Here is a 7,569-nt window from a genome sequence, read left to right on the forward strand (position 1 = left end):
TGTAAGTAGTCTCCTGAAGTTGTTTGAGTGACTTAATGTGTTGTACGTTTGTGGTTCGAGAATTATGCACTTAAAGTTTAGTTCGTTTGAGTTTTAATCTTTAAAATACCTAGAAGCTTTGTTGTCAAAAAAATAGTTTAAGCTTGGTATTTTTAATCAATAAAATAACTTTTAAAGTTATTTTATTGATATTCAGATTTACCGACCGTTTTTTATACAGATTCGGTTTAGAGAACATCCTTTAGTGCTGAGAGAACGCTGTAAGAGTAACTACCAGCTTTAGTTGTTGTTTCTCGTTATTTAATCCTACAGTTAGTTTAGATTTGATTTCGGAAAATCTGTTTGAAAAAATTTTGTTTTCTCTTGCTCAGGCTATTATTCGTCATCTACTAATAATCTATAAAAAGATTCAGATTATTTGTACGGCAAAGTTACCCAAAGCAATGGGTGAGTTCACTAGGTATATGCCCGTTTTAAAACAGTAGATATGCTATCTATTTTTAGAGGTTATGATATTAAAAAAGCCAAGTCAAGTACTAGGATATAATAGGTTTCTATGGAAACATATTATCCTTAGCACCAAACTTGGATGGCAGATAATAAATATTCTATTTTTGTTGTCTTTAGTAGAAGGCGGTTTAACTAAAAGAAATTTCTGTTGAGCAAGTAAATGGGGAGGAATATAAAAAACTACAATTAAATATTGCTAAGACACCATAGATAGAAAAAGAACATACTGTTTGATGCGATCGCAATCTTTACGAGTGTCTTAAGAAATTAAATGGTTCTCCATCGCAAAGCGCAGCAATTCAACACGATTGCTAGTTCCAGTTTTACCTAACAAATTGCTCACGTATTTCTCTATCGTGCGCGGACTGAGAAATAGATTGGTAGCAATTTGAGAATTAGATAGTCCCTGCGCCAGAAATTTGAGTACAGCCTGTTCTCTGTCTGTGAAATTAATGTGAGATCTAGTAGCTGCAATTGCTGCTTGGATTTGGGAATGCAATTGGTGGCGTAAGGTTTCAGTTGGCGATGAAATTGGTGTTGAGACACTGAGAGGATTGTAGTCGAAAGTATCTGTAGAGACAAGTAGCCTACCTGTATTTTGTGCGCGATCGCGCAGGCGCAATTCCCATTGCATCAGTTGAGATATCAGCTGCGATCGCTCCAGCAGATTGCGAACGACAGCATGTAACTCATCTAATTCAAACGGTTTAGGTAAGTATGCATCGCCTCCCATTTGATAGCCGCGAATGCGTTCTTCTGTTTCCGTGCGTCCGGTTAAAAATACGACAGGCAATAACCGAAATGCCGGACGCTGACGCACCCATCGAATCAGTTCGTATCCATTCATCTGCGGCATCATAATATCGGTGATAACTAAATGAGGTTGATATTCCTCAATAATTCTCAGCGCTTCTTTTCCATGTTCTGCCGTGACTACTGAGTAACCGATTTGCTCCAATGCATAGCTGGTAGAAACACGAATCGACGGCTCATCATCAACCACGAGAATTAGTAACGACATAGGACGCAAACATTTCCTAATAACTTGTGAAGGCTCGATTTGAGCTATATGCGCTGACCTACTAACCAAATGTTATATATAGATACGCTGCAATTTTAGATTTGATGCATGGCGATCGCTTGTAGGTTTCCAGCAGAGAAAGCATATCTGGCTCAGTTAAACTTTACAAAAAACAACAATTTTTGTCCGCAGTAAACAAATTTTTTTTCTAGGCTGATGCATTGTATGTATAACTACAAATTCAACTTGAGTGATAAAGATTACGGAAAAAGTGCATACTTCTAAGTAAATTTGTTACCAGCACCCAAGACTAACAGCAAATTGCATAAAAGTAGCAAGATTACCCATAGCAAATGTTGCAGAGATGCAAGCAAAAGCTATAGAATGCTCTGCCTTAAGTGGTAAACCTAACTTCCTCAGAGTTTGGTTAAAGTCGGGAACCGTGCTTAATTTTTTTTAGCTTTGTTTTGTTTAAATCGATATTGTAATGCTGCTTAGCATTGCAAATAGGCTGTAGTTAGCACCCTTTGCTATCTGTCTGCAAGGTAGACAGCGTCACAGTTATCTTTCTCGTGTTTTTGTATAGCGAGTTTTGCGCCTCGATGATGCCAAGATCGAGAAGCAAAGAAGAAATTTTCTTACATCACTAATTTAAGTATTTTCCCAGCCAAAGTGTCAAAACCAGCCGTAGTCTTTATTAAATCTTTACTGAAACTCAACATAAGCTTAACTCCAGATTAACCGAAAGTAGCAGTAGATGTCGTAACAAAATTTCATTATTTTGCAGAGTTCGACTTAGTAAAGTTTTCTAGTTAGTAAAGTTTTCTAGCAAAACCATTCTTGCCGATCCGTTGCCGATGCTAAGTATAAGACAACTACAGCAGGGATAACTTGAACTAGTACAGCTAAGATAGCAAAGATAGACCAGATGTTAGCGTGCATGGGGTTTCTCCTACTGCGCAATGCTTGTTACATGTTACTTAGGTTGCCCTCAGTTAGTTTATGCAGCGATTCGACCAGCAGTAGAGACGTTACATGTAATGTCTCTATACTGACAACTGATAACTGACAACCGAACGTGGTATGTTAGAACTAAAACTGAAAATCAGCAACTTCCGATGGCAGCAATCTTGTTAAAAAATCGTTACCGAGTGCTGCGAGAACTAGCAAATGGGAGGTTTGGGAAGACTTTTTTAGCAGAAGACACTCAGATGCCTTCTGGTAAGAAATGTATCATTAAGCAGCTCAAACCGATCGAAAACAGTCCCCAGGTCGATCGAATAATCAGAGAAAAATTTCAGCGTGAAGCCGCAACTTTAGAAACGCTAGGCGATATCAATAGTCAAATCCCTCGTTTGTATGCCTATTTTATAGAGGCTGGAGAATTTTATTTAGTTCAAGAGTGGATTCAAGGTCAAACTCTGAGCGATCGCGTCCAGCAAGTAGGACTGTTTAGCGAACGAGAAGTTAAAGAAATACTATTAGATATACTGCCAGTTCTGCAATACATTCACAGTCAAGGTATTATTCACCGCGATCTAAAACCAGACAATATTATTTGGCGATCGCGAGATAGCAAACCCGTCCTAGTTGATTTTGGCACGATTAAGGAAATCATGGGAACGATGGTAACGGCTTCCGGTCGTGCCACAAGTTCGATTGTGGTAGGTACGCCAGGATTTATTCCCAACGAACAAGCAGCGGGAAAACCTTTATTTGCTAGCGATTTATATGCTTTAGGCTTGACAGCAATTTATTTACTGACAGGTAAGATGCCGCAAGAACTGAAAACTAACCCTTTGACGGGTGAGATCCACTGGCGACAGCAAACATTAAATGTGAGTCCAAAATTTGCGGCGATTTTAGATAAAACAATACAACCATCCGCCCGCGATCGCTACATGAATGCGCCTGCTATGTTAGCAGCTTTGCAGCAGCTCGACACTCATACTGTTCCACCGAAAGCTAGTGCGCCGCCAACGCCAGCGAGTGCAACTCCACCAAATCCTGCTTCACCGAGAGTTAGTACGCCACAAGCACCACCGAGTGGAACTCCACCGACTCCTGCTTCACCGAGAGTTAGTGCGCCACAAGCACCACCGAGTGCAACTCCACCAAATCCTACTCCACCGAGAGTTAGTACGCCGCAAGCACCACCGAGTGCAACTCCACCAAATCCTACTCCACCGACTCCTACTCCATCGAGAGTTAGTACGCCGCAAACGCCAGCGAGTGCAACTCCATCCACTCCTATTCCACCGAGAGTTAGTACGCCGCAAACGCCAGCGAGTGCAACTCCACCAAATCCTACTCCACCGAGAGTTAGTGCGCCACAAGCACCACCGACTACAACTCCACCAAATCCTGCTTCACAGACAATTATTCCAGAATCCTCTCCTCCGCCACCAACGGCAGTTTCTACGCCTCCCAAGCAAGTAGAGAGAAAAGAAATTCAGACAGGCGTTACTTCAGGTAAAGCTAATCGTGAAAAAGCTAAAACCTCTGCTACTAGTAAACTAGTCACTTTGGCAAAAGCTGCTTTAATTCTTTGCGGTAGCTTAGTAGCTTTAGCCGTACTATTTGTTGCAATCAGCTATGTAACAAGACCAAAAACGAATTCTATCAATAATGACTCTCCTACAGCGATCGCAGAGCAAAACGGCAAACCGAGTGACTTGAATTCCTCGTCAACAACTAACAATCAGCCAAATGGTGTTTCTCCGCAGCCAGCATCGACAACATCAAACTTGAACGAGCAAGTGAAAATCGGTCGGCTAAAAACTTATACTTACAATACCAATCTGTTTTCCATAGACGTACCGGAAAACTGGCAGCGTCGCGATCGCAGTACGACAGGTGAAGCAATTGTAAGCTGGTACGATCCGACAAATAATGCAGCTATTGTAGTTGATGTCTTTACCAGAGAAGCATTTCAGCAAAAAGGTCAAATTCCCCAAGCAAGATTGAGCCGATTTTTAGCCAGAGCAGCCCAACAACAGTATCGTGCCAATCCTGATTTTCAGTTAGCTGCCACCGAACCAGCGAGTGGTGGTTGGCTGCAAGTTCATTGGAGTTATGCAGTGACCAACCTGCAAGGTAAAACAAGCAAAATGTTGGGCTACGGTTTTGTCAAACAAGACGATGACAAAATTTCTTACATTCACTTCATCATTCCTGAGACACAATATCCGCAATTGCGATCGCAGCTTGGTAAAGTTACCTTCAGTTATAGCGTCAACTCCACAGCGCCATTACCTTAAGTTCAACCGGGGTGCATTTATCGCAATTTTCAATTGAATGAGGTACACGTATTTGTAGGGCGCACAGCTGTGCGCCCCCACAGATGTATTGCTTCTGTATATTTTTGTTTCTCCTATTCTGAAATTTTCTGGAAGACCACGTGTAGGTATAACACATAACAGAATTTCACGAATTTCAATTTTTGGAGAACATATGTCTTTCGTCTCTAAACGCCTCACGCTATTTATTTGGGCGCTATTAATAACGTTAGGACTAGCTGTCACTCAGTCTGCACCATTGAAATTAGCAGTGGCAAAAGAATCGAACCGCGATCGCGCACCGTCTAACCCTCATGCGATGCACCTTACTCAAGCAACATCATCTCAACCCACTGCAACGCTGTTTGACGATCTCGGTAATCTCCACCACCCTATTTCAACGAATTCAAAACTCGCTCAACGCTACTTTGACCAAGGTTTAACCTTAGCATATGGGTTCAATCATGCAGAAGCAGCCCGTTCTTTCAAACAGGCTGCTAAACTCGATCCTGAATGTGCGATTTGCTACTGGGGTGTTGCCCTCGTCCTTGGACCCAACATCAACGCACCGATGGAGCCAGAAGCCGTATCTGAAGCTTGGCGATCGCTCCAGCAAGCACTTAAGCTGAGTAAAAATGCTAGTGACAAAGAAAAGGCTTACATTCAAGCATTAGCAAAACGTTACCCATCGCAGCCAGTTGACGACCGCAAGTCATTCGATCTTGCCTATGCTAACGCCATGCGAGAAGTTGCCCAACGCTACCCAGACGATCCAGATGCAGCAACTTTGTTTGCTGAATCTTTAATGGACACAACTCCCTGGGATTACTGGGAGGAAGATGGCACGCTTAAACCAACAGGTAAAGAAATTATCGCCACCTTAGAGTCAATTCTACAAGAACATCCCAACCATCCTGGTGCTAACCATCTCTACATTCATGCCGTAGAGAAAGAACGTCCCGATTTGGGAGTTGCGTCTGCCGATCGCCTGATGCAACTGGTTCCCAATTCCGGTCACTTAGTACACATGGCATCGCACATCTATATTCGTGTAGGCAGATATCACGATGCCGTACTGTCCAATCAACGCGGGATTGCTGCTGACAACGCTTACGCGGCTCGGAACCAGGTAGAGGGAATTTATCCGTTGGCTTATATGCCCCACAACCATCATTTTCTCTGGTTCGCCGCCTTAATGACCGGACAGAGTAAAGTCGCAACCCAGGCAGCACTTCACACAGCTAAAGTAGATGCAAAACTCATGCGACAGCCCGATTTTGCTGGAGCCTTGCAGCACTTCTATACGATTCCCATGTATACCTATATTCGGTTTGGTCAATGGGATCGGATTCTCTCAACCTCTGCACCCGCAAAAGATCTGAAATATCCTTCGGGAGTTTGGCACTACGCACGCGGACGCGCTTTTGCTGCCAAAGGTCAAATTAAACCAGCAATGCGGGAATTAAAACAACTACAAGCGATCGCCGCGATTCCAGCCTTGCAAGACATCAAAATTTGGGGCTTTAACTCAACGGCAAGTATCTTAAATATTGCTTCCCAAGTGCTAGCAGGTGAAATTGCCGCACAGCAGAAAAATTACCAGCAGGCGATTGCGCACTTGCAAACAGCGGTCAAGCTAGAAGATGCTCTTGTTTATACCGAGCCTGCTGACTGGTCTCAACCTGCACGGCAATCGCTAGGAGGTATTTTACTCAAAGCACGTCGCTTTGCCCAAGCAGAACAAGCCTATCGAGATGATTTGAATATTTATCCCGAAAACGGCTGGTCTCTCTATGGGTTAATGCAAAGCCTTAAAGCACAGAACAAGCAAGCGGAAGCTCAAGTCGTCCAAAAGCAGTTCGAGCAAGCTTGGCAGTATGCTGACAGTTATCAGTGATTCAGTTATCAGTGATTCAGTTATCAGTTATCAGTGAAGAGTGGTAGTTGGTAGTTGGTAGTTGCTCCCTTGTCCTCCTTGTCCTCCTTGTCCTCCTTGTCCTCCTTATCCTCCTTGTCCTCCTTGTCCTCCTTTCCCGACTCCTTACTCCCGACTGCCGACTCCCGCTTTCAACACTGAAGGAATTGCTTCTAATACCTGTGCTGCGATCGCATTTGGCGTATCTTGGGGATGAGGGGTAATGTGCAAGTCAGCTTCGGCGTAGAGCGATCGCCTCTCATCGAGGAGCGATCGCAGTTTTCCAATTGGATCGGGATCTTGTAGTAAAGGTCTAGTATTATCTTCTGCTAAGCGGCTGTAGAGTTGTTCGACCGGCACATCCAGCCAAACAATTAAGCCATAATGCAAATAACTCCAGTTTTCTCGCCGCAGTACTATTCCGCCACCAGTAGAAATGGCGAGACGAGTGTAGGCACAAACTTCTGATAAGACTTTAGTTTCTATCTGCCGAAACGTTGTTTCTCCCTCTTCAGCAAAGATTTGGTTAATTGATTTTTGTGTCAGTTGTTCGATGACTGCATCCGTATCGACAAACCCGTAACCGAGTTGGGCTGCTAGTATTTTTCCTATTGTCGTCTTACCCGCACCCATCATTCCCACCAGGTACAGGTTAATTCCCTTAAGTAAGTCGCTGTCTCCCACTCGATCTGAATTTAACTCATGACTTATATCATTTTAATGGTAATGGGTAAATGGTAATGGGTAATGGGTAAATGGTAATGGGTAATGGGTAATGGGTAGTTGGTAGTTGGTAGTTGGTAGTTGGTAGTTATTCCCCCTTGTCCCCCTTGTCCCCCTTGTCC

At 43.3% G+C, this 7,569-nt stretch carries 4 protein-coding genes; 2 read left to right on the top strand and 2 right to left on the bottom strand.

The genetic code is table 11. The features are described from left to right. Window positions 1-769 precede the first annotated feature (769 nt). On the bottom strand, window positions 770-1,531 hold the full coding sequence (locus tag DSM107010_RS33755) for a response regulator transcription factor (RefSeq protein WP_106168935.1): 762 nt from the start codon (window positions 1,529-1,531) through the stop codon (window positions 770-772). Window positions 1,532-2,649: 1,118 nt separating this feature from the next. On the opposite strand from DSM107010_RS33755, the gene DSM107010_RS33760 reads away from it, so the two are divergent. Beyond that, on the top strand, window positions 2,650-4,791 hold the full coding sequence (locus tag DSM107010_RS33760; protein ID WP_106168934.1) for a serine/threonine-protein kinase: 2,142 nt from the start codon (window positions 2,650-2,652) through the stop codon (window positions 4,789-4,791). 193 nt (window positions 4,792-4,984) lie between these two features. Then, window positions 4,985-6,706, top strand: coding sequence for a tetratricopeptide repeat protein (locus DSM107010_RS33765; protein WP_106168933.1), 1,722 nt, complete (start codon window positions 4,985-4,987; stop codon window positions 6,704-6,706). Window positions 6,707-6,850: 144 nt separating this feature from the next. On the opposite strand, the gene DSM107010_RS33775 is transcribed toward DSM107010_RS33765, so the two are convergent. Continuing rightward, window positions 6,851-7,360 carry a shikimate kinase gene (locus tag DSM107010_RS33775; RefSeq protein WP_181246451.1) on the bottom strand — a complete coding sequence of 170 codons (510 nt, stop codon included), beginning with the start codon at window positions 7,358-7,360 and terminating at the stop codon, window positions 6,851-6,853. Window positions 7,361-7,569: the final 209 nt, after the last annotated feature.

The sequence above is a fragment of the Chroococcidiopsis cubana SAG 39.79 genome (genome assembly GCF_003991895.1).
Lineage (GTDB): Bacteria > Cyanobacteriota > Cyanobacteriia > Cyanobacteriales > Chroococcidiopsidaceae > Chroococcidiopsis > Chroococcidiopsis thermalis.